Origin of the sequence: Peptidiphaga gingivicola (genome assembly GCF_001652275.1) — a bacterium.
Lineage (GTDB): Bacteria > Actinomycetota > Actinomycetes > Actinomycetales > Actinomycetaceae > Peptidiphaga > Peptidiphaga gingivicola.
The window spans coordinates 429,164-451,223 of sequence record NZ_LVZK01000003.1 but is presented as its reverse complement, the minus strand read 5'-3'; the positions used below and the strand labels follow the sequence as shown (position 1 = coordinate 451,223).

The following is a 22,060-nucleotide window of genomic DNA, read 5'->3' as shown; positions in this document are numbered from 1 at the left end:
GTCACGTGGGTGGGGGTTGTGGGGGTGGGGGGTGGGGGTGTAGTGTTGTTGTCTGCTGCCGGGCTTGGTTGTGTGGGTGCGGTGGTTGTGTTTCTTCCTTGTGCGTGTGCCTGTGGGGGTGTGTGTGCGGGGTGTGGGTGTGGTGGTTGATTGCTTGATAGTGCGTGTGGATGACGATTGTGTCGTCGGGTCTTTTTGGGGGTTCGGCGGCGTGTCCGGCCTGTTTGGGGTCGGGTTTTGGTGGGCCTGTTTTGGGCTGTCTGCAATGTTTTGTTTTTTGTGGAGAGTTTGATCCTGGCTCAGGACGAACGCTGGCGGCGTGCTTAACACATGCAAGTCGAACGATGAAGCGCTGTCTTTGTGGTGGTGTGGATTAGTGGCGAACGGGTGAGTAATACGCGGGCAACCTGCCCCTCTGCTTCGGGATAAGCTTTGGAAACGGGGTCTAATACCGGATGTGCCTGTCTGGTCGCATGGCTGGGCGGGGAAAGATGTTTTTCGGCGGGGGATGGGCTCGCGGCCTATCAGCTTGTTGGTGGGGTGACGGCCTACCAAGGCGTCGACGGGTAGCCGGCCTGAGAGGGTGGTCGGCCACACTGGGACTGAGATACGGCCCAGACTCCTACGGGAGGCAGCAGTGGGGGATATTGCACAATGGGCGCAAGCCTGATGCAGCGACGCCGCGTGGGGGATGGAGGCTTTCGGGTTGTAAACCCCTTTCGGCGCGGGACAAGGCTCCGTTTGGCGGGGTTGAGGGTACGCGTCAAAGAAGCGCCGGCTAACTACGTGCCAGCAGCCGCGGTAATACGTAGGGCGCGAGCGTTGTCCGGAATTATTGGGCGTAAAGGGCTCGTAGGCGGCTTGTCGCGTCTGCTGTGAAAACGCGGGGCTCAACTCCGCGCGTGCAGTGGGTACGGGCAGGCTGGAGTGCGGCAGGGGTGGCTGGAATTCCTGGTGTAGCGGTGGAATGCGCAGATATCAGGAAGAACACCGATGGCGAAGGCAGGCCACTGGGCCGTCACTGACGCTGAGGAGCGAAAGCGTGGGGAGCGAACAGGATTAGATACCCTGGTAGTCCACGCTGTAAACGTTGGGAACTAGGTGTGGGGTCTGTTCCACGGATTCTGCGCCGGAGCTAACGCGTTAAGTTCCCCGCCTGGGGAGTACGGCCGCAAGGCTAAAACTCAAAGGAATTGACGGGGGCCCGCACAAGCGGCGGAGCATGCGGATTAATTCGATGCAACGCGAAGAACCTTACCAAGGCTTGACATGTGCCGGGAGGGCGCGGAGACGCGTCTGCCTTCGGGCCGGTTCACAGGTGGTGCATGGTTGTCGTCAGCTCGTGTCGTGAGATGTTGGGTTAAGTCCCGCAACGAGCGCAACCCTTGTCCCGTGTTGCCAGCGCGTTGTGGCGGGGACTCACGGGGGACTGCCGGGGTCAACTCGGAGGAAGGTGGGGACGACGTCAAATCATCATGCCCCTTATGCCTTGGGCTTCACGCATGCTACAATGGCCGGTACAGAGGGTGGCGATGCCGTGAGGCGGAGCGAATCTCGTAAAGCCGGTCTCAGTTCGGATCGGGGTCTGCAACTCGGGCCCGTGAAGTCGGAGTCGCTAGTAATCGCAGATCAGCAACGCTGCGGTGAATACGTTCTCGGGCCTTGTACACACCGCCCGTCACGTCACGAAAGTCGGCGACGCCCGAAGCCCGTGGCTCTGCTTGTGCGGGGAGCGGTCGAAGGCGGGGTTGGCGATTGGGACGAAGTCGTAACAAGGTAGCCGTACCGGAAGGTGCGGCTGGATCACCTCCTTTCTAGGGAGTTTTTGTGGTGGTGTTGTCTGCGCGTGCTGTCAGGCTGTCGGGCGCTGTGCCTGTGCCTGCCTGTGGGGTGGGTGTGGTGTTTGGGAATCGTATAGCGGATGCGAGCATCTTGTAGTTGTGCGTCGTCTGCGTTCTGTTGTGGGGCGGGGCGGCGTGTGTTGGGTGTGTGCAGGGCGTTCGGTGGATGCCTGGGCATCAAGGGCCGAAGAAGGACGTGGCAGTCTGCGATAAGCCTCGGGGAGTTGGCAAGCGAGCGGTGATCCGGGGGTGTCCGAATGGGGGAACCTGGCCGGGGTTGTGCCTGGTCGCCCGTGTGTGAAGTTCATAGCGCGCGGGTGGGAACGCGGGGAAGTGAAACATCTTAGTACCTGCTGGAGAAGATATTCCGTTAGTAGTGGCGAGCGAAGGCGGAGGAGCCTAAACCGTGTGCGTGTATCAGCCGCCGGGCGGTGCGTGTGCGGTGTTGTGGGCATGCTTGTGGCCGTGCCGGTGTGCGGCCGGGCAGTGAGAAACCGTCGGGGTAGGCGAAGGGTCTGGGAAGGCCCGCCGGAGTGGGTGAGAGCCCCGTAGCCGAAATCGCGGCGGCTGTCTGAGTGTGTTCCTGAGTAGCACGGGGCTCGTGGAATCTCGTGTGAAGGTGGCAAGACCACTTGTCAAGGCTGAATACCCTTGGTGACCGATAGTGGATGAGTACCGTGAGGGAAAGGTGAAAAGTACCCCGGGAGGGGAGTGAAAGAGTGCCTGAAACCGGGCGCCTGCAATCCGTCAGAGCCCTTTGTTGTGGGGGTGATGGCGTGCCTTTTGAAGAATGAGCCTGCGAGTTAGGGGCGTGTGGCGAGGTTAACCCGTGTGGGGCAGCCGTAGCGAAAGCGAGTCTGAAATATGGCGGTCAGTCGTGCGTTCTAGACCCGAAGCGGGGTGATCTACCCATGTCCAGGGTGAAGCGCGTGTAAGAGCGTGTGGAGGCCCGGACCCACCGGGGTTGAAAACCCGGGGGATGAGGTGTGGGTAGGGGTGAAAGGCCAATCAAACTCCGTGATAGCTGGTTCTCCCCGAAATGCATTTAGGTGCAGCGTTGCGTGGTTCTTTGCGGAGGTAGAGCGACTGGATGGCTGATGGGCCCCACCGGGTTACTGAGGTCAGCCAAACTCCGAATGCCGCAAAGTGTGAGCGTGGCAGTGAGACGGCGGGGGATAAGCTTCGTCGTCGAGAGGGAAACAGCCCGGATCGTCGGTTAAGGCCCCTAAGGGTGTGCTAAGTGGGAAAGGATGTGTCGTTGCTGTGACAGCCAGGAGGTTGGCTTAGAAGCAGCCATCCTTGAAAGAGTGCGTAATAGCTCACTGGTCAAGTGGTGATGCGCCGACAATGTAGCGGGGCTTAAGCACACCGCCGAAGCCGCGGCGCCCTCCGTGTGGGGGGTGGGTAGGGGAGCGTCCTGCGTGGGGGGAAGCCGTCGTGTGAGCGTCGGTGGACTGCGTGGGAGTGAGAATGCAGGCATGAGTAACGAGTGGCGGGTGAGAATCCCGTCCGCCGATTGACTAAGGGTTCCAGGGCCAGGTTGATCCGCCCTGGGTTAGTCGGGTCCTAAGGCGAGGCCGTCAGGCGTAGTCGATGGGCAACGGGTTGACATTCCCGTACCGGACGGCGGCCGTCCGATGTCTGCTGGGTGGGGCGTTGTCGTCCCTGTGCGTCGTTTCTGCGCCTTTCGGGGTGTGGGGGGCGTGCGGGNGCGGGGCGTGCCTGTCTGGTGTGGCAAGCGTGGTAACAGGTGTGACGCAGTGAGGTAGCCTGTCCGTGTCTTATGGCTTGGCACGGCCAAGGGTGTGGCCCCTCGCCGTGGTAAATCCCGGCGGTGTGTGGGTGAGGCCTGATGGGGACCGTTGATGGGAAGCGGGTGATCCTGTGCTGCCGAGAAAAGCATCGACGCGAGGCCGTTGTCCGCCCGTACCCGAAACCGACACAGGTGGTCAGGTAGAGTATACCGAGGCGTTCGAGTGACTCGTGGTCAAGGAACTCGGCAAAATGCCCCCGTAACTTCGGGAGAAGGGGGGCCCTGCGCGTGGTCCGTCCGTGCGGCGGGGAGCGTGGCGGGGCCGCAGAGTCCAGGGAGAAGCGACTGTTTATCAAAAACACAGGTCCGTGCCAAGCCGCAAGGCGATGTATACGGACTGACGCCTGCCCGGTGCTGGAAGGTTAAGCGGACCGGTCAGCCCCTCTTTGTGGGGGTGACGCCGGGAAGTTAAGCCCCAGTAAACGGCGGTGGTAACTATAACCATCCTAAGGTAGCGAAATTCCTTGTCGGGTAAGTTCCGACCTGCACGAATGGCGTAACGACTTCTCCGCTGTCTCGACCACGAACTCGGTGAAATTGCAGTACGAGTAAAGATGCTCGTTTCGCGCAGCAGGACGGAAAGACCCCGGGACCTTTACTGCAGCTTGGTATGGGTGTTCGGCGCGGTTTGTGTAGGATAGGTGGGAGACGGTGATCCGCTCGCGCTAGCGGGCGGGGAGTCGCTGGTGAAATACCACTCTGGCCGTGTTGGGCTCCTAACCTCGGCCCGTGATCCGGGTCAGGGACAGTGCCTGGTGGGTAGTTTAACTGGGGCGGTTGCCTCCTAAAGGGTAACGGAGGCGCTCAAAGGTCCCCTCAGCCTGGTTGGTCATCAGGTGGCGAGTGCAAGTGCACAAGGGGGCTTGACTGTGAGACTGACAGGTCGAGCAGGCACGAAAGTGGGAACTAGTGATCCGGCGGTCGCGTGTGGAAGCGCCGTCGCTCAACGGATAAAAGGTACCCCGGGGATAACAGGCTGATCCTGCCCAAGAGTTCATATCGACGGCATGGTTTGGCACCTCGATGTCGGCTCGTCGCATCCTGGGGCTGGAGTAGGTCCCAAGGGTTGGGCTGTTCGCCCATTAAAGCGGTACGCGAGCTGGGTTCAGAACGTCGTGAGACAGTTCGGTCCCTATCCGCTGCGCGCGCAGGAGAATTGAGAAGGGCTGTCCCCAGTACGAGAGGACCGGGACGGACGAACCTCTGGTGTGCCAGTTGTTCCGCCAGGAGCACGGCTGGTTGGCTACGTTCGGGAGGGATAACCGCTGAAAGCATCTAAGCGGGAAGCCCGCTTCAAGACGAGTTCTCCACCACCCTCGCGGTGGGAAGGCCCCCCGAAGACGACGGGGTTGATAGACCGGACGTGGACGCCCCGCAAGGGAGTGAAGCCGACCGGCACTAATGGGCCGACCAACCCAACACACTTTTCCTCTCTCTCCATTCGTTGGGGGGAGGGCGATTCGCGTCCGCTATGCGATACCCGAACCCCACACCCCCCGCGGGGCAGGGGTGTGGCAGCCCGGGACCGCGTGGCGGCGGTCATAGCGGCAGGGACACGCCCGGACCTTTCCTTTCCGAACCCGGAAGCTAAGACTGCCAGCGCCGATGGTACTGCACCCGCCAGGGTGTGGGAGAGTAGGACACCGCCGCCCACACCACAAAGGGGGGGCCGCCCAGCGGCCCCCCCCTTTCTTGTCGCCTGCCACCGCACGCACGCGGCTGCCCCCGCCCCCGCCGCCAACCCGCCAGACACCGCGGCAGACAACGCACCGCCAGACACCGCGGCAGACAACCAACACACCGCCAGACGCCGACGCGGCTGCCGGCGTGCTCAGCGTGAACCCAGCCATAAACACCGCCCGCCAAACAACCAACACACACCGATGCAGTAGTGTACAAGACGTGCGTTTAACCCGATACTTCACGCTTGTTATCGCCATTCTCAGCACTGCGAGCTGCGCTCTCGGGGCGCGGCTGACATCGATTCCCGGCTCGACGTCGGGTACCGCAGACACATTTCAGGACTCTCGGATCAAACGGCCAAAGCCGGGCTCTTCCTTCCAGGTCGAGATCGCCTCTTACACGGGGAACGTCACGGCCCAGGTTGTAGATCTGGACCCGGAAGACGTCACGTCCGATCAGGTCCGCGAGCTTCGAGCCAGAGGCGCCTACCCCGTCTGCTACGTCAACGTCGGTGCGTGGGAAGACTGGCGAGCTGATGCAAAGTTGTTCCCAAAGGAAGTCATAGGGAAAGGCTATCCGAATTTGCCGGGCGCGCATTGGCTCAATGTCAGCAAGCAGAACGAGTTTTTCCACCTGATGGAAAGTCGGATCAAGGTGTGCGCGGACAAGGGCTTTCTGGGAGTGGACGCAGACAACGTCGACAGTTGGAAGCGCGACACCGGCTTTCGAATAACGGACCAAGAAGAAATTCGTTACATTGAAAAACTCTCAGCCACGGCCACAACCAAGGAATGGCCTTCTCGCTGAGAAACAATCTAGAACAAATCGATCATCTCATTGGCAACATCGATATGGCCATAGTCGAAGACTGTCACGGAGGCAACGCCTGCAAGTATTGGTCAACAGTCCTAGGAGACGGCAAGGCCGTTTTCGTCATCGAGTACAGCGATGAAAACTTTGCTCAGTGCAAAGACGACCCACCAGGAATGACGACTATTCGCAAGGCTATGAAACTCGACTCTTGGGTCAGGGATTGTTCGGGCAAGGAGCAGCCGTAGAGGGCAAACGCCATAAGAGGCACGTAGGCATATGGCCTTTAGAAACACGGCACGCCGAGTCTCGTTAGGCATTCGTTCCGAATTCGTTCCTCTGTTTACTCGAAGCGAACGCCAGCAAGGCCGTCGCTCTCTCGCTGCCGAAGCGGAAGCGGATGTGAAGACGCGTGGTGCTCGTCGGCGAGGGCCCGGCGTGGAGCCAAGGCGAGCCAAGGCCCACGCCGTGTGCTTGTCTAGCCGGGCCTGTGTCTACTTGAGCAGCTTCACGGTCAGCCATATTGCGAAGGCAATGAGCGGCACAAAACTTATGATCCTCACAGGCAGTTCCATTTTGGGCAGCCACCAGATGTAGATCATTGTGGTCAGCGTTGCCGCCCAAATCCCGACGACTGACACTGCGGTCGGGACTGCCGAAATAAAACATAGGCCGATAGCAGCAAGGATGATCCCGCTCGTCGCGAAGGACATGAATCTGGACTCGGTTAAATCGGGGCGGAACAAGGTCGCCCCCCAAATGACCGTGAGGACGCCGACAATTGTCAGGCAATAGCCCAGAATGCTTGGTCCGTTCATCGTAATTCCTTTCGATTTGGTCATGGTGTTTCCTGTCCGATATGAATGAACATAATTTATCGTTCATTCATTTGAGGGTGAAGAGGTTTCAGTCCTTTGGGAAGCCTTCGCCTCTTGTGGATCTACTGGCACATCCGGCATCGCGCGGTCCCGCTCCAAGGGCGGCCTCGTCGTTGGAAGGGCCTTTTAAGGTCGGTCGGAGTGATTGCGCGGGAACCTCGGCTCCGTCGTTAGAGGGCTCATCCCGGAAGTTGGAAGGCATCTGTTAGAAGAGTCCCTTGACGAAGTATGCCGCAAGGGTCTCGAGCGCCTGTCCGACGCCTGGAAAGTCCTTTTCGGTTACGTGTGTGTCCACGTAGATCACGAGTTCGCACACTCGCAGGACTTTGCGGGACTTTTCTTCGTCAAACCCTGCGTCGTGCATCCAGCTTTCGAATGTTGCGAGGAGGAAATGTAGGAAGAAGTCTTCCTTCCCGTCGCCTGCGCGGTAGTGTTCGCGCAGGCGTTTCCCGATGGCGGGGCTGTTCCACTCGGACAGTATCCTGTTGGCGGACATGCACTTGAAGGTGTAGTCGAAAATCGCGGGGATCACTTCCGTCGGATCGGCGGACCAGTCGATCTCGTTCACCATCTCGGCGCGAATCCGGTTGTTTTCTTCGGCGTATATTTCGAGGAAGATGGCCTCCTTTGACGGGTAGCAGTTGTAGAAGCTTCCGACGGCGACGTGGGCGTCGCGGCAAATGTCGGAAATGCTCGTCGCCTTGTAGCCCTTCTTGGCGAAGCTGCGCTTCGCCGCTCGTTGCAGGGCTTGTTTCATGTTGTCCACGAAATGCCTTACTCGACGGTCCCTCGAGAAGAGGTGAATGAATAGTTCGAAATGTTCATTCACATTCTAGACCGCACCAAATCACCCGTCAAGATGCACGTGCGGTGCTCGGGAATGCGCGGCTCGCGAGGGGCGACGGGCGATTGCAAGGCGATTTTGGGAGGCGCCGCGGACTTGGATGGCTTATCATTCCAGAGGTTGTCTACTACAGGAGGATTACGGTGGCGCAAGCGATCGGGTTTGACCGAGAACGATACATTTCGATGCAGTCCGAGCATATCGGCGAGCGGCGTCGGAAGATCGGAGGAAAGCTGTACCTCGAAATGGGAGGCAAGCTTTTTGACGACATGCACGCTTCTCGCGTACTTCCAGGGTTCACCCCCGACAATAAGATCGCGATGCTCGAGAGGCTGCGAGACGAACTTGAAATCGTCGTCGCCGTCAATGCCAACTTACTGGCCAAAGTCAGGGCGGATCTCGGAATCTCGTATCAGGAGGACGTGCTCCGGCTGGTGGACGTATTCCGTGAAAGGGGCTTCCTGGTTGAGAACGTCGTGCTCACTCAAATGGAGGATGACAACACGCCGGCAAAGACGTTCAAGAGGCGGATGGAGCGCCTCGGCCTGAAGGTCGCCCAACATCGGCGCATCGAGGGGTATCCGGGCAACACGAAGCTCATCGTGTCCGACGAAGGGTTTGGAAAGAACGATTACGTCGAAACGAGCAGGGATCTTATCGTCGTCACTGCGCCCGGGCCGGGGTCGGGAAAGCTCGCGACGTGCCTGTCGCAGCTCTTTCACGAGAATCGCAGGGGGATCAAGGCCGGGTATGCAAAGTTCGAGACATTCCCCATTTGGAACCTTCCCCTCGGCCATCCGGTCAATGTGGCGTACGAGGCGGCCACGGCCGACCTTGAAGACGTCAACCTCATCGATCCCTTCCACTTGCAGGCTTACAACGAGCAGGTGGTCAGCTACAACCGCGACGTCGAAGTGTTTCCGCTGCTGGTGACGCTGCTTCGGGAAATTGCCGGCGAATCGCCGTACCAGTCGCCCACAGACATGGGCGTCAACATGGCGGGCTACTGCATCAGCGACGACGCCGTTTGCCGCGAAGCGGGGAAGCAGGAAATCATTCGACGCTACTACAAGGCCTTGGTCGATGAGCGGCGGGCGGAAGCCGATCCGGTGGTCTCCGGGCGCATTGCGCTCATCATGGGGCGGTTGGGCCTGGCCAAGGAAGACCGCGTCGTCGTCGAGCCCGCCTTGAAGAAAGCGGAGGCCACGGGCGGGCCGGCCTCCGCAATCGAACTTCCCAACGGGAAGATCATCACAGGCAAGACCTCAGGGCTCCTCGGATGCTCGGCGGCCATGCTCTTGAATGCGCTCAAAGTTTTGGCCGGGATCGAGGACGACGTCGACCTTCTGGCTCGCGAGTCCATTGAGCCGATCCAAACCCTCAAAACCGAGCACCTCGGCAGCAGAAACCCAAGGCTCCACACCGACGAGGTGCTCATTGCCCTGTCGGTGTCCGCGACGCGCGACGACAACGCGCGCAAGGCCCTGGACGAGCTGCGCAACCTCCGAGGCTGCGACGCTCACACGACGACGATCCTCGGCTCTGTGGACGAGGGGATCTTCAGGAACCTGGGGGTGCTCGTGACGTCCGAGCCGATTTACCAGAGGAAATCTCTTTACCGCAAGCGCTGAGAGCGCCGCGAAGGACGGGTGCGCCGGAACGGCGGCGGCCCTTCCTCTGCGACGCAATGACGCCCAGGATTTCTTCGATTCGGCGTAAAAACGTCCCTGAGGCCAAATCGCCGCGACGGCACGCAGACCTTCCAAACTTTCCAATTTGAAGGTAAGGTTCCACTTACAACAGGCGGCCGAAATGGGGTAGCGTTGCCCTGTAGGAGACGCGTGTCGCTAAGGAGAGTGTGATGGCGTCGAAGACTCCGGTGATCTCACCCGCGGGAGTCCGCGATTCGTGCGTAGTCGCGGCGCTGAGAATCGCCAGCGCCGCATTCACGGGCGCCGCGCTGGTCGGCGTCGCCGGCATTGCAGACGGGCGGGAGAGTTTCGCCGGTCCTCTGGCCTGCGCCTGCGCAGCCGGCCTTGCGGCATTCGCCGAGATCCTTTTCGGGGGGCATGCGGCTCGAGCTGAGGAACGGCGCATCCGGCGAAGTCTGCTCTCACGTCTTTTTGCCTCCCGAAACCAGGAGTCTTCGGGAGCGCACGCGGTTCAGCTTCTGACCGACAATGTCGAAAGGGTGACCGAATACCGCCAGATCTATTTAGGATCGACCCTTGCCGCTTTTCTAATACCTTTCATCGCTCTCGCTTACATTTCAGTCTCGTTCGATCCTGTTCTCGGATTGACGATCATGGCTCTATGTCCGCTCATTCCCGTTCTGCTCGCAGTTTTCATGCGTTTCTTCAGGAAGACGTCGGCTAAATCGCGTAAGGAGCGCGCGATTTTGGCCGGAAAGTATCTCGACGCCATTCGCAACCTCGTGACGATACGCCTGCTCGGCGCCGGACCTCGAATTGAACGCCAGCTCAAAGACCAGGGAGAGCGCAACCGCGGGGCCATCATGAAACTGCTCGCGGGGAACCAGCTTGTCATCATCGTCGTGGACGGCCTCTTCTCTCTCATTCTCATCTGTGCCACGTGCACGCTGGCCGTTGTCCGCTTCAACGCCGGCGCAGTGACGGCGTCGCAAGTTCTCGCAACGGTGCTTCTGACTGCGCTTCTCATCGAACCGCTTGTGCAAGTCGCTGGATTCTTCTACATCGGAATGGGTGGAATCGCCTCCCAACGCGCGATAAGGGCATATATCGACAACCACGCGGATCCGAGTGCGGAGGGCGCGGCGGCCAAGGGCGGCGCGGGCGGCGACGCCGACGCAGGCGCGAACGTTGATGCGGCCACGCAGGCCGATGCCGGCGCAAGCGGCGACGTCGGCGCGGAAGACGGGGCGGACGAGGGCGGGGGCCCTGGCGCAGCTGACCGCGTCGGCTGCCCCGTCGTCGTGCGAAATGTGAGCTTTGACTACGGGCGCGGAGAGGTCCTCCACGGAGTCGATCTCGCGGTCGCATCGGGAAGCAAGATCGCCGTCGTCGGCCGTTCGGGCGGCGGCAAGTCGACGCTCATGGGGCTTATGGGCGGGGCGCTTCGGCCTGCCCGCGGGAGCGTGCTGATCGACGGCAAGAACCTCGCTTTTGCGAGCGCCGAAGAAGCGGCCGCCTTGACGGCCCGAGTGGCGCAGACGACGTGGCTTTTCACAGGCACGATTGCCGACAACCTTCGGCTGGCGAAGGAAGACGCGACCCAGGAGGAAATGTGGAATGCCCTCCGGGGAGCGCAGATCGCCGATGAGATTGAGCGGATGCCCAAAGGACTTGACACTGACGTGGGCGAGCAAGGCGCGTTCCTCTCAGGAGGCCAGGCTCAGAGGATCTCCATCGCGCGGGCCCTGCTTTCCGGGCGGCGAATCCTCCTCTTGGACGAACCGACGTCGCAGGTCGACATCGAATCCGAAGCCAGAATCGTCGACGCTCTGCGTTCCTTGGGCCGCGACCTGACCGTGGTTCTCGTCACCCACAGGTCTGCGCTGCTCGACGTCGCAGACAAAGTGTATGAAATGAAGGACGGCATGCTGTTCGAATGCGCGGGGGAAACGCTGTGAGCGCCGACGGTCCGAGGCTTGAAGAGGCGGCAAACGGCGAATCGGCAGAGAATGGGCGCGCGTTCTCTGCGGATCGTGTCGGCGGCGCCGCGGGTCGGGACGCCGCGGGGCTGGCGGAGCCGACCACGCGCGAGCTCATCAGATGGCTGACCTCCCAGACGCGGCCCGTCCACAGGCCTCTCTTCGTTTCGACGCTTCTTCGCATCGTCAATCTCAGCCTTGACGTGGTGCTCTTCGGGCTCGCTGCGGCCGGCGCCGTTTCCTCCGTCCAAGGAAAAGGCCTCGGAAGCTATCTTCCCGCGCTCGTGCTCGTAGCCATGGCCAAGGCCGCCGCATACTATCTGGAACAGCTCACAGGGCACTATGTGGCCTTCAAGGCCCTGGAGTTGCTGAGAACCATGGTTTTCTCCAACCTGTGGCCCAAAGCTCCTGCCATTGTCGGGGCAACGCGCTCCGGCGACGTGCTCGCGAGCCTCACGCGCGACGTCGACCGAATCGAGGTCGTCTATGCCCACACATTCGCCCCGGTCGTTTCCGCACTCGTCGTCCCGCCCGTTTTCGTGGTCGGCGCGGGACTCGCGGCGGGGTGGCAGGCCGTCGCAATTCCCGCGGCGTGCGTCGCACTGGCTCTGACGGTCGTCCCATTCGTCGGCCTGCGCGCTTCAATGCGGGCGACGCGGCGCACCCTCGAGCTGCGGCGGGAACTTGCCCATCACGTCACCGACAGCGTGTTCGGGGCCGAAGAAATCATTGGATACGGGCGTCAACTCAGGCGATTGGAGGAGACGGACGCCTTGGGGCGCTCGATCGGGCAGTCGGCGGGAACCGCACGCCGCGCAAACGCCTTTCGCAGGGGAGCAAACGTCTTCCTTGCCCTGGCAAGCTCCATCGGCGCGGCGGCGGTCGCGACGTCGCAGGGGTGCTCGCCTGTGACGGTCGCTGCCCTCGCGGCCGGGTGCCTGCGCTTGTTCGAAGGGCTGCGCGGGGTAGAAGACGCGGCAGGATATCTCGACCACTCGCTGGCGGCCGCTCGCCGTCTGTGGGAGATATGCCACGAACCTCCCCGAGTGGCAGACGGGCAAGAGACCCTTGAGCTTGCCGGCCCCGCCGAAGTGTCCTTCAACGGCGTCAGCTATACGTATGCCGGATCTCCTGCGCCCGCCCTTTCGGACTTTTGTCTGGACGTCGCCGCAGGAGGGCACGCCGTCCTCGTCGGCCCGTCAGGCTCCGGAAAAACGACGGCTGCCTCCCTCCTTTTGCGCTACGACGACCCCGACGCCGGCGAAGTGTTGCTTGGCGGGACCCCCCTCAGCCGCTACACGCTCGACTCCCTGCGGCGCTGCATCGTCGGCGTGTCCCAGAAGTGCGAGCTTCTCGACGCGAGCATTCTCGAGAACGTGACGTTGGGCATGCCCGATGCGAGCGAGGAAGAAGTGTGGAACGCACTTGAAATCGCGTGTTTGGCCGACGAAGTCCGTCAGATGCCCGATGGGCTGGCCACCGGCGTGGGCGTGGCGGGCCGCGAACTTTCGGGGGGCCAGGCCCAGAGGCTGTGCCTGGCTCGCGCGCTCCTCATGCGCCCCAAGATCCTTGTCCTCGACGAGTTCACCGCCAATCTCAATGCGGAGCTTCAATCGAAAGTACGCGTCAATCTGCGGAAAATTCCGTGTACGATCCTCGAGATCACCCATCGCCTCGACGCCGTTGCCGAAGCGGACCTCGTTCTCCTCCTCGATCGCGGACGCACGGTCGCTTCAGGTCCTCTTGACGCGATCGAAAGCGAAGGGTCTCTGAGGGACTTCTTCACGAAAAACCTCTGACGGGTTTCACTACCCCCTCCCGAGATAGTAAGGTAAGCAATGCCTAACTTAGTCCGAGGGGGTTTCCATGCTCAGCGCCTTTGTCATCGCTCTGAGAGAGGGCGTCGAGGCCTCGCTTATCGTCGGCATTCTGGTGGCCTACCTTGTCAAGGCCGGACGCAAAGACGTCCTGAAATACCTGTGGATCGGCGTCGCTGTCGCCGTCGCCGTTCCCGCAGGCGCCGGGGCCTTCATGACGTGGGGCCCGTCCACATTGACCTTTGCGGCTCAGGAGATCATCGGCGGAACGCTGTCGCTCGTCGCCGTCGGCTTTGTCACATGGATGATCTTTTGGATGGGAAAGAATGCGCGCACTCTTTCCAAAGAGCTTCGCAAGGCGGCGGACAGCGCCTTGCAGGGCGGGTCGGCGATGGGAATCGCATGGGTCGCCATTCTCGCAGTCGGCAGAGAGGGCCTCGAGACCGCGCTGTTCATATGGCCGACAGTCAAGTCCGGCGTCGAGAAAGGAAACGGCGCGGCGCCGATCGCCGGGCTCGTTTTGGGGCTCGCCGCCGCCGTCGTCATCGGGTATCTCGTCTACAAGGGGTCTGTCGCCGTCAATCTCAGGTCCTTCTTCACGGTGACGGGCTACCTCCTCATCGTCGTGGCGGCGGGAATAGTCGCATACGGGATCAACGACCTCCAAGAGTCCGGATTGATTCCGGGGCATGGACACACCGTCTACGACTTCACCGAGACGATCGCGAACCACGCCTCGTCGTGGTGGTTCAATCTCTTCGACGCTTTCTTCCAGCTAAAAGTCCTCATGGGCCCTACGCTCTTGCAGATCCTCGGCTGGGCCGTCTATCTCCTTGTGTGCCTGCCGCTGTTCACACGACAGGTGCGCGGAAAGTCCTCTGTTTCAAACCAGGTAAGGAACAACAATGCGTAAGTTGCTATCTTCGGCGGCCGTTGCGGCCGTTCTGCTGGCCGGCTGCGTGTCGAACGACAACGCCTCCGACAAGGGCGGATCGAGCGGCTCTCAGAGACTGAGCGTGACCATCGCCGACGACAAATGCGACGTTTCTGCGGCGAAGACGGAATCCGGCAGGGTCGTCTTCACCCTCAAGAACGAGGGCACGGTCAAGAACGAGTTTGAGATTCTGGCCCCGGACAAGCTTCGAATCGTCGGCGAGCGGGAGAACCTGGCTCCCGGAACCACCGTGAAGTACACCGTGGTGCTGGAGTCCGGCAGCTACTACACAGCTTGCAAAAAGAACATGGTCGGCGCGCTGGTCGGGGCGAAGAAGTTCACGGTCAGCGACTCGGGCAAGAAGGTCGAGGCCGGCGGCGACGAGAAGAAGCTCCAAGACCAGGCCGTTTCGAACTACAACGCCTACAACCGCGACCAGGCCGGCCAGCTCCTCGAGAAGACAAAGGCGTTTGCCGAGGCGTACAAGGCGGGCAATCTCGACAAGGCGCGCTCCCTCTATGCCGCGACCCGCCAGCACTACGAGAGGATCGAGCCGACGGCGGAGAAGTTCGGCGACCTCGATCCGGCCCTCGACGAGCGCGAGGCCGATTGGCAGGAGACGGAAGACAAAGACACCCGTGCGTGGAAGGGGTGGCATTACATTGAGAAAGACCTCTGGCGCCCCGACGGCTTCGAGGGGTTGAACGACGAGCAGAGGGCGAAGGCTTCCGAGCAGCTCGTCGCAGACACCCAGAAGCTTTACGATCTGGTGTACGCCAAGGACTTCTCCATCAAGCTCGCCGACATCTCGAACGGCGCCATCAACTTGCTCGAGGAAGTCGCGACCACGAAGATCACGGGTGAAGAGGAAGCCTTCTCCCACACCGATCTGTGGGACTTCCAGGCCAACGTGGAAGGCGCCAAGGTCGCCTACGGCAACGTCGAGGCAATCGCCAAGAAGAAAGATCCGGCGCTGGCCAAGGAGATCTCCAAGCGCTTCGACCAGCTCCAGGCCGAGCTTGACAAGTACAAGCAGGGCGACGGCTACGTCTACTACGACAAGCTCAACGAGGCGCAGCGCAAGCAGCTTTCCGACTCCGTCAACGCCCTGCGCAAGCCGTTGGCCAAGCTGACCGAGGCGATCCTCAAAGACGCCGGGGAATCGACGTCTAAGAAATGAGGTGGAATCGAAGCAATGAGCTCCGAGGATTCGGAATTTGAATCGTCCGAGGTTTCCGAGCCTAAGGAAGAGGCGCCCCGAGGAGTAAGCCGCCGCGCTGTGCTCCTCGGGGGCGGCCTCGCCGCACTCGGCCTCGGCGCGGGCGCCGCCGTCGGCTATCCGTTCGGGCGCTCCAGCGGCGTCGAGGAAGGCGAGAAGAAAGCCGACGTCGACGGGGTGCGATACCCGTTTCGCGGCAAGCACCAGAGCGGCATCGTCACTCCGCAGCAGCAGCAGATGCACACGGCGGCCTACGACGTCACGACGAAATCCCGCGAGGACCTCGTCGAACTCCTCAAGGATTGGACGCTTGCGGCCGAGAAGCTCATGGCCGGAGAGCTCGTCAATCCGATGAAGTCTTTCAAGGAGGTTCCGCCCGATGACACGGGCGAGACCATGAACTTGGGCCCTTCGGGCTTGACGATCACCTTCGGCTTCGGTTCGACCCTGTTCAGGACCGCCGACGGCGTCGACCGGTTCGGCATCGCAAGCAAAAAGCCAGAGCTCCTTCTCGCCGAGATTCCGCGCATGTCCGCGGAGAAACTCGATCAGGCCAGGTGCGGCGGAGACCTCGTCGTGCAAGCGTGCGCCGAAGATCCCATGGTCGCCATGCACGCGATCCACAACCTCTCGCGAATCGCCTTCGGGAGGGCCTCGGTGCGCTGGAGCCAGCTCGGCTACGGGCGGACGTCGTCGACGTCGAAGTCGCAGGCGACTCCCCGCAATCTCTTCGGCTTCAAGGACGGGACGAACAACATCAAGTCCGACGAGACGGACTATCTCTCCCAGAGCCTGTGGATTCAAAAGGGCGACCCAAACGGGGACGTCTGGGAGGGCGGCACTTACATGGCATGCCGCAAGATCAAAATGATGATGGAGGTGTGGGACGACCTCGTCCTCTCCGAGCAGGAGAACATCATCGGCCGCGACAAGATCGAGGGCGCCCCGCTTTCAGGCGGCAAGGAGTTCACCGCACCGAACTTCAAGAAGAAAGACGAGAAGGGCGAAACCGTCATCGACAAGGAGTCGCACATGGCGCTCATGCACCCCGACCACAACTCGGGGCACAGGATGCTCCGGCGCGGCTACAACTTCATGGAGGGCTCGGACAGCCTGGGGCGGCTCCAGGGCGGTCTGTTCTTCGTCGCCTTCGTGCGCAATCCTGAGAACAACTTCATACGAATCCTCAGGAAGATGTCGAGCGACCTGCTGACGGAGTACCTGCAGACCACGGCCTCGGCGCTGTTCGTGATTCCGCCCGGGATCAAGGAGGGGGACGAGTACGTAGGGCAGGCTTTGTTCTCTTAAGACCAAGAGTATGCTTGTGGCGTTGTTCTTCTGGAAGGAAACCAATGCCGCAGCTGCGATCCGCTACGTCCACCACCGGACGGAATATGGCCGGCGCCCGCGCACTCTGGCGCGCCACCGGAATGAAAGGCTCCGATTTCGGCAAGCCGATCATCGCCGTCGCCAACTCCTACACGGGTTTCGTCCCCGGGCACGTCCATCTGAAAAACATGGGTTCGCTCGTGTGCGAAGCCATCGCTGAGGCCGGGGGCGTGGGGCGCGAGTTCAACACCATCGCCGTCGACGACGGCATCGCGATGGGCCATTCGGGCATGTTGTACTCGCTTCCTTCCCGCGAGGTCATCGCCGACTCGGTCGAGTACATGGTCAACGCGCACACGGCGGACGCACTCGTATGCATATCGAATTGCGACAAGATCACGCCGGGGATGCTCATGGCGGCCCTCCGGCTCAACATTCCCGCGATTTTCGTTTCCGGCGGGCCCATGGAATCGGGGGCGCCGGTCGACGGCGTCATCGAGCACCGCACCGATTTGATCGACGCCATCGCCTTGTCAGCCGACGACGAGCTGACCGACGATCAACTCGGACTCGTCGAGGAAAGCGCGTGTCCCACATGCGGCTCGTGCTCGGGCATGTTCACGGCCAATTCCATGAACTGCCTGACCGAGGCCCTCGGGCTCTCGCTCCCGGGAAACGGCTCGACCCTTGCAACGGCGCGCCGCCGCCGCGATCTGTTCGTGGAGGCAGGGCGGCGCATCGTCGATCTGTGCAAGCGATACTACGAGCGGGACGACGATTCGGTGCTTCCCCGCAGCATCGCCACCCGCGACGCGTTCCTCAACGCCATGTCGATGGACATCGCCATGGGAGGATCCACGAACACGATCCTCCACACCCTCGCCGCCGCGCAGGAGGGCGAGGTTGACTTCAACCTGCGCGACATCGACGATCTCTCCCGCAAGGTGCCGTGCCTGGCGAAAATCGCGCCGAATTCCTACGACTGGCACATCGAAGACTTCCACCGCGCCGGCGGCATCCCGGCGCTTCTCGGCGAGCTCGACCGCGCCGGACTGCTCCGCCGCGACGTCCATGCCGTCCACGCCGACGACCTCGAGGCGTGGCTCGGCCGCTGGGACGTCCGCGGCGGCAATCCCTGCGAGGAGGCGCTCGACAGATTCAAGGCCGCGCCGGGGCGCGTGCGCACCACCAAGCCGTTCTCGCAAGACGCCACGTGGGAGAGCCTCGACACCGACTCCGTCTCCGGATGCATCCGATCGGTCGAGGAAGCCTATACGAAGGACGGCGGGCTCGCCGTGCTCTTCGGCAACATCGCCGAGGACGGCGCCGTCGTCAAGACCGCCGGCGTGGACGAGTCGCTCTTCCACTTCGAGGGCCGCGCCCGCGTCGTCGAGTCGCAGGAGGCCGGCGTCGAGCTCATCTTGTCCAAGGCCGTTGAGCCCGGCGACGTCGTCGTCATCCTCTACGAAGGCCCTAAGGGAGGCCCGGGCATGCAGGAGATGCTGTACCCGACGACGTTCCTCAAGGGCCTAGGGCTGGGGAAGGCGTGCGGGCTCATCACCGACGGGCGTTTTTCCGGCGGCACCTCCGGGCTGTCGATCGGCCACATTTCGCCGGAGGCAGCGGCCGGCGGCGCCGTCGGGCTGATCGAAGAGGGGGATCTGATCGTCATCGACATTCCCTCGCGAACGCTCAAGCTCGACGTCTCCGACGACGAACTCGCCCGACGCCGCGAAGCCAAGGGTTCGCTTCCGTGGAAGCCGAGCGCCCGCGACAGAAAGGTCTCCAAGGCTCTGCAGGCGTACGCTGCGATGGTCACGAGCGCGGACAAAGGCGCCGTCCGCCGGCTCCCCTGAGTCCGCCCCCGAGTTTCATCGCCGAGGTCTCATCAGGGGAAAAGTTGCATCCTGCTGCGGGAAAATGTGCGATTTTAGGACTCCCGCCCCAGACGCCCGTGTGTTGTAGGGAACACAATAGGTGGTGTTCCCCTCAAGGTGACTGACCGCTCGGAGGCCGTTCGTGAAAACTGTTCTGGAGTACCTGGCAAACCATCACGTCCTTTTCACCTTCCTTCTGGTGGGTGTTGGCATGTACCTGGGAGAAAGGAAGATAAAGGGGGTCGGCCTAGGCGCCGCGGCGGTGCTCTTCCTGGCCATCGCCGTCTCGGCCTACGGGGTTCACCTCGGCGTTCCGGCCAACGCGGACAAGGGCGGGATGATCATCTCCCAAGAGGTCGGCATTTTGGGCTTGGCCATCTTCGCCTTTGCCATCGGCAACAGTTCGGGCAGGAGCTTCTTCCAATCCCTTAAACACGCGGCGCAGCCGATTGCTGCGATGGTGGGAATCCTCATCGTCGCGGCCGCCTGCACCTTCCTCGTCGGCAGGTACGTGTTCGCGATGGACCCGGGAATCATAGCGGGAACGTTCGCCGGCGGCATCACGAACACCCCCGCGCTCGCCGCCGCGGGCGAGGCGTCCGGGCAGGAGTCGCTCGCGACAGTCGGGTACGCCGTCTCCTATCTGTTCGGGGTTTTGGGCATGATCGTCGCCGCGCAGCTGGCATTGCGCAAGGCCCCTGGAGACACCGACACGCCCGATCCCGTCACGCATTACAACGTGTGCGTCGAACGCGACGACCGCCCCACGATCGAGCAGGTCGAGGCCGAACTGGGCGGTCCCATTGAGATCTCGCGCATGCGCCGGGGAGAAGAGGGGCCGATCTGGATTCCCGACAATGACGAGGTGCTCGAGAAAGACGACCTCGTGACGGTCGTCGGCACGATCGAAAACGTCAACGACGCGCTCAAGCACCTCGGGCACAAATCGAGCCATTCGCTGCGCTCGGATCGCCGAATGCTCGATTTCCGGCGCATCACGGTGTCTAAGCACAGCCACGCGGGAAAGACGGTGGCCGAACTCGACAAAGAGCTTGAAGAGCGATGGGGCGCCAAGATATCGCGAGTTCGCAGGGGCGACGCCGACATGCTCGCCATGCCGAACTTCATGGTCGAGTTGGGCGACCGCGTGCGCGTCGTCGGCCCCACCCTCAAGCTCAAAGAAATCTCGAAGTGGCTCGGCGACTCGTCGAAGGGCCTGAGCGACATCAATCCAGTGACGCTGGGCCTGGGCCTTGCCCTCGGATACTTCATCGGCGAAATCGAATTCCCCATCCCGGGCGGGGGCCACTTCGCCCTGGGGTACGCCGCCGGCATCCTGATCGTGGGCTTGATCATGGGAAAAGTGGGCAGGATCGGGCCGTTCATAACCGCATTGCCGAGCACCTCGAACGCTGTTCTGGCCGAGTTGGGGCTGCTCATGTTCCTCGCGCGCGCCGGGACCAACGCCGGAACCCAGATCCTCGAGGCCTTCTCGGGAGGCCACTGGTGGAAGATCTTCATCCTGGGCTTCATCACGACGACGGTCGTGGCGGCCTTGCTCTATATCGTCATGCGCGGCGTGTTCAAGATGGGTGGGACGAAGCTTTCCGGCTTGCTCGGAGGCGCGCAGACCCAGCCGGCCGTCCTCGCCTTCGCAAACGGCAGGACCGGGGCCGATCCGCGCGTTGCGCTGGGATACGCGCTCGTCTATCCGGTGGCGATGATCGTGAAGATTCTGCTGGCGCACATCCTCGGAACTTTGTGACCGCTCGTTTGACCCCGGCTGCCGACTTGACCCGGCTGCCGGCCCAGCTGCCGTCAAGCATTCTCCGCAGCCAGGTTTTCTGCTGCCGGGCCCGTCGCAGCTGCCGCGATCCTTCGCCGCAGGGCGGTCAGTGGCGGAAAGGCTCGGGGATCGTCGGGGTTGAGTCTCCCAAGGTCGGGACCTCTGGGGGCTCCTCCATCCGCCAGTGGCGGTCGGTGACGACGCGGGCCAGCGCGAGGCCGACGCCGATCGCCGTCGTCGTCAAAAGCAGCGTGACCGTCGACTCGAGGGCCGTCAGCACGTCTTGACCGGCGCTCATGGCCGTCATCGCGCGGTAGAGCGGGACTCCCGGAATCATGACGACGACCGCCGGAACCGACAGGGTGACGCGTGAAAAACGGGAATGGCGAGAGAAGACATGGGCGATGATGCCGGCGAAAAATGCGGCAATGCCGACGGCGCCTACGGGGTTGAAGTCGGCGTCCTGGCCGACGAGCCTGGCGACGTTGATGATCGTGCCGTTCAGCCCGGCGAGCAGGCAGGCCTGCGCGGGCGCGTTGAACAGCATGGCGAAGCCGTAGGCGGCGATGAAGGTCGCCAGTGCCCGGCCCGCGGCCAGCGGCAACGGCTCGAGGCTGTAGCCGGGCTGGGTGGTGGAGATCGACCAGTCGAAGATGCTCGAGACGGCCCAGACGGACGCCGCCGTCGCGATGATCAGCATGACGACGTAGGTTCCCCGGGAGATGCCCGCTATGAAGTCTTGGCGTATGAGGTCCAGTATCGATGTGACGAGGGGGAAACCGGGAACCAGGAAGAGGACGGCTGAGACCATGCCCGCTTGATGCGTCGCGTCGATGACGTCGGTGCTCTGGAGGGAGCCGACGATGGCCATGTAGAGGCCCGACGCGGCGAAGCCGCAGACCATCCACGTCATGAAGTGGTTGACGTGGCGTTTGAGAAGCAGCCTGCGAACCGCCTGCCCGATGAGTGCGGCGACGAGCACGGCCAGGCATTCGACGAGCCCGCCTTTGTTGAGGAAGGCGAAGCCCGCGCAGGCCAGGCCGGAGGCGATGGAGGAGACGGGAATCGAATAGAGCACCGGTCGCCTGTGAATCTTTTCGATGTCCCTGATGGCGTCCTCGACGAGGAGCGAGGCGGGCAGGGACTGAACGTACGCGTTGAAACGGTCGATGCGGTCGGCGTTTACCCCGAGGTTTCGCTGTTCGACGACCTCCGTGCGGAAGGTCCCGTTTGCCCAAGCCGTCGCCGTGATGGTTGTGTACGTCATTTGGACGTGGAGCCTTTCGATGCCCACGGCTCGCGCGAGGCGCTCCATGCCGTCCTGCACTCGAAAAGCGGACGCTCCGGAGGCCAGCATGTACTGTCCAAGCCTGAGGACGACGTGCGTTTGATGAGCCAAACGCGTGTGCACGGCAAGGGATTCGGGGCGGTGTTTCTCGGTCACTCTTCAACTTTACTTCGCCTCGGAGAGTGTTTCACATCCTGATACCGTTATCCAAAATATGAGATAAAAACGCGGCGGCTTGGTTTATGGCGACATGCGAGTTAACCTCTTGTTCATGAAGATCCTTTCGGTACGAAACGGGCGCGTGGCAAAC

General features: G+C 62.0%; 11 protein-coding genes, 3 rRNA genes and 1 pseudogene. 12 read left to right on the top strand and 3 right to left on the bottom strand.

The window, feature by feature from the left end; translation table 11 throughout:
- Positions 1–276: 276 nt before the first annotated feature.
- The 4 genes and pseudogenes from A4H34_RS10470 (at position 277) to A4H34_RS11605 (ending at position 6,395) form a co-directional block, all read left to right on the top strand.
- Positions 277–1,814: ribosomal RNA gene (locus A4H34_RS10470) — 16S ribosomal RNA — on the top strand.
- A gap of 165 nt (positions 1,815–1,979) precedes the next feature.
- Positions 1,980–5,077, top strand: a 23S ribosomal RNA gene (locus A4H34_RS10465).
- 108 nt (positions 5,078–5,185) lie between these two features.
- Positions 5,186–5,306, top strand: a 5S ribosomal RNA gene (rrf, locus tag A4H34_RS10460).
- Together the 16S, 23S and 5S rRNA genes form the textbook arrangement of a ribosomal RNA operon.
- A 175-nt stretch (positions 5,307–5,481) precedes the next feature.
- Positions 5,482–6,395, top strand: a pseudogene (locus A4H34_RS11605) (endo alpha-1,4 polygalactosaminidase).
- A gap of 246 nt (positions 6,396–6,641) precedes the next feature.
- Here A4H34_RS11605 and A4H34_RS10445 read toward each other — a convergent pair.
- Positions 6,642–6,989 (bottom strand): hypothetical protein, encoded by a 348-nt coding sequence (locus A4H34_RS10445; RefSeq protein ID WP_009200044.1) that lies wholly within the window; start codon positions 6,987–6,989, stop codon positions 6,642–6,644.
- 241 nt (positions 6,990–7,230) lie between these two features.
- Positions 7,231–7,782, bottom strand: coding sequence for a TetR/AcrR family transcriptional regulator (locus A4H34_RS10440; protein ID WP_009200043.1), 552 nt, complete (start codon positions 7,780–7,782; stop codon positions 7,231–7,233).
- Between the two features lie 272 nt (positions 7,783–8,054).
- On the opposite strand from A4H34_RS10440, the gene A4H34_RS10435 reads away from it, so the two are divergent.
- The 8 genes from A4H34_RS10435 (at position 8,055) to A4H34_RS10400 (ending at position 20,441) form a co-directional block, all read left to right on the top strand.
- The gene (locus A4H34_RS10435) at positions 8,055–9,500 is read left to right on the top strand and encodes a DUF1846 domain-containing protein (protein WP_064232079.1); all 1,446 of its coding nucleotides are present in this window, start codon (positions 8,055–8,057) and stop codon (positions 9,498–9,500) included.
- Positions 9,501–9,730: 230 nt separating this feature from the next.
- The gene (locus A4H34_RS10430) at positions 9,731–11,479 is read left to right on the top strand and encodes an ATP-binding cassette domain-containing protein (protein ID WP_064232043.1); all 1,749 of its coding nucleotides are present in this window, start codon (positions 9,731–9,733) and stop codon (positions 11,477–11,479) included.
- Positions 11,458–13,299 (top strand): amino acid ABC transporter ATP-binding/permease protein, encoded by a 1,842-nt coding sequence (locus tag A4H34_RS10425; protein WP_231871038.1) that lies wholly within the window; start codon positions 11,458–11,460, stop codon positions 13,297–13,299. Before A4H34_RS10430 ends, A4H34_RS10425 begins: the two co-directional genes overlap by 22 nt.
- A 67-nt stretch (positions 13,300–13,366) precedes the next feature.
- Entirely contained in the window at positions 13,367–14,230 is an 864-nt protein-coding gene (efeU, locus tag A4H34_RS10420; RefSeq protein ID WP_064232042.1) for an iron uptake transporter permease EfeU, read from the top strand.
- Entirely contained in the window at positions 14,223–15,431 is a 1,209-nt protein-coding gene (gene efeO, locus A4H34_RS10415) for an iron uptake system protein EfeO (RefSeq protein ID WP_064232041.1), read from the top strand. The genes efeU and efeO overlap by 8 nt, the downstream gene beginning before the upstream one ends.
- Positions 15,432–15,446: 15 nt before the next feature.
- Positions 15,447–16,778, top strand: coding sequence for an iron uptake transporter deferrochelatase/peroxidase subunit (gene efeB / locus A4H34_RS10410; RefSeq protein ID WP_009200036.1), 1,332 nt, complete (start codon positions 15,447–15,449; stop codon positions 16,776–16,778).
- An 86-nt stretch (positions 16,779–16,864) separates the two neighbouring features.
- Complete coding sequence (gene ilvD / locus A4H34_RS10405; RefSeq protein WP_231871042.1) at positions 16,865–18,655, top strand: dihydroxy-acid dehydratase; 1,791 nt, start codon at positions 16,865–16,867, stop codon at positions 18,653–18,655.
- Positions 18,656–18,818: 163 nt separating this feature from the next.
- Positions 18,819–20,441, top strand: coding sequence for an aspartate:alanine exchanger family transporter (locus A4H34_RS10400; protein ID WP_064232039.1), 1,623 nt, complete (start codon positions 18,819–18,821; stop codon positions 20,439–20,441).
- 127 nt (positions 20,442–20,568) lie between these two features.
- Here A4H34_RS10400 and A4H34_RS10395 read toward each other — a convergent pair whose 3' ends face one another.
- Positions 20,569–21,906 carry a threonine/serine exporter family protein gene (locus tag A4H34_RS10395; RefSeq protein WP_082903212.1) on the bottom strand — a complete coding sequence of 446 codons (1,338 nt, stop codon included), beginning with the start codon at positions 21,904–21,906 and terminating at the stop codon, positions 20,569–20,571.
- Between the last annotated feature and the right edge of the window lie 154 nt (positions 21,907–22,060).